At 66.4% G+C, this 1794-nt stretch carries 1 protein-coding gene; it reads right to left on the minus strand.

From position 1 onward, the window contains the following. Nucleotides 1-14: 14 nt before the first annotated feature. Nucleotides 15-1718 carry an ISAzo13 family transposase gene (locus tag ACSC1Q_RS42885; RefSeq protein WP_436764495.1) on the minus strand — a complete coding sequence of 568 codons (1704 nt, stop codon included), beginning with the start codon at nt 1716-1718 and terminating at the stop codon, nt 15-17. Between the last annotated feature and the right edge of the window lie 76 nt (nt 1719-1794).

A 1794-nucleotide genomic window follows, 5' to 3' on the forward strand; every position in this document is an offset into this window, starting at 1 on the left:
TCAGGGCCCGTTAACTAACTACTGCCCGAGTTGATGTTGGTTTCGTAGGCGGTGATCTCGTTGTGGAGGGCCTCGATCGAGCGGGGCGGGTGGGTCCGGCGGCGGGGCTGGGCGAGGATTGCGGCCAGGTCGGGAGAGGCGAAGCCCAGCAGGGGCCTGGTCCGGTGGGCGTGGTAGCTGAGGGTGTTGCGGTCTCGGCCGAGTAGCCGGGCGGCCAGGGTGAGCGTGACGGTGTTGCGGTGGCTTAGCACCGCAGCCAGGACGCGGTGCTGGTGGTCGAGGAACCCGAACCCGGGGTTGTATCCGCGCCGGTTGATGCCCTTGCGTTTCTCACGTTCGGCCTCGGCCAGGGTCTGGCGCCAGGGCTGGAGTTCGGTCACGAGCCGGTCGAACTGGTCGCGGGACATGCCGGTCACAGCGGGGTGGGTGAGCAGGTAAGTGCCCTCGGCCGGGATCGGGGGCGCCTTCGCCTGTTGCGGCTCGGCCGGTGGCGCCGTGCTGGGATCGTAGGGCGCGATCGTGTAGTTCCACTCGCCGTGGAAGTCGTCACGCTGGACGCGCCGCAGGAGTACCTGGCGCTGCTCCTTGGTGAGGGTGCGGCCGGTGGGGTAGTCGCCCTCGTCCAGGACGGCGCTGACGGTCAGGCCGGTACTGGTGCGGGTTGCCGAGATGCTCTGCAGCAGCACCTCATAGCTGGTCAGGGGCCGTCCGCGCAGGCTGTGGGTGATGCGGGAGAACAAGCGGTGCTCGACCTTGTTCCACTTCGATGTCCCGGGCGGAAAGTGCAGCACGGTGACGGCCAGCCCGCATTCGTCGGCGAAGTCGGCCAGGTCGTTCTTGAACAGGTGGGAGTCAGCGGAGTTCGCCCCTCCGGAATCGGCGGTGATCAGAAGCCGAATCGCGTCCGGGTAGCCATCTCGGCCTTGCTGGTTCCACCAGCGGCGGATCGACTCCACCGCGAACGCCGCGGTGTTGCGGTCGGTGCCCACATTCACCCAGCCGACGTCTTGGCCCAGGTCATAGATGCCATAGGGGATCGCGACGGGGGTATCGGCGAAGGTGAAGTCGTGATCTGGGGCCGTGATCGGGTTCCCCTTCGGCCGGTAGGTGCGGCCGGCTCGGGCGAAGTCACCGATCGGTTCCTTCTTCTTGGCATCCACGCTCACCACCGGCAAGCCCTCAGCTAGAAACTGCTCGACCTTGGTGTTGATGTGCTGGAACTGGGCGTCGCGGTCAGGAACCTGGTTGCCGGCACGTTTCTTGGCCATGCTCTGGAGACTGAATCCCATCGAGCGCAGCAGATCGCCTACCGCCGGGGCGCTGATCGGATGGCCCGTCTCGGTCAACTCTGCGGCCAGGTCCCGCAGTGAGGCGGTGGTCCAGCGCAGCGGAGAAACCGGATCACCGATCTCCCGCGGCTCGATCAACGCCTCGAGCGCCGCAACCAGACCAGGATCCCGCTCAGCAGCCGACTTACGTCCACCACCAGGACGGCGCACCCGTCCCAACACCGGCGCACCGCTCGCGAGCTCGAGACGTCCCCGCGTGATGGTCGACTCCGATACTTCTGCCAGTCTGGCCACCACCGCGATCCCGCCATGCCCGAGCGCATCCGCCTCAGCAGCCAGATACAAACGACGCTGCCGCTCGTCCAGATGCGGAAGCACAGCCGCGAACTTCACATCCAGGACCGCCAACCCCGCCTCCGACATCGCCATGGAAAGCCAGCTAGCACACCACTCACCGAAGTCGCACCGAAACCAGCAGTAATTGCCTTACGGGTCCTCACCAGTT

The organism is Streptosporangium heterodermiicola (genome assembly GCF_051390675.1).
Taxonomy (GTDB): domain Bacteria; phylum Actinomycetota; class Actinomycetes; order Streptosporangiales; family Streptosporangiaceae; genus Streptosporangium.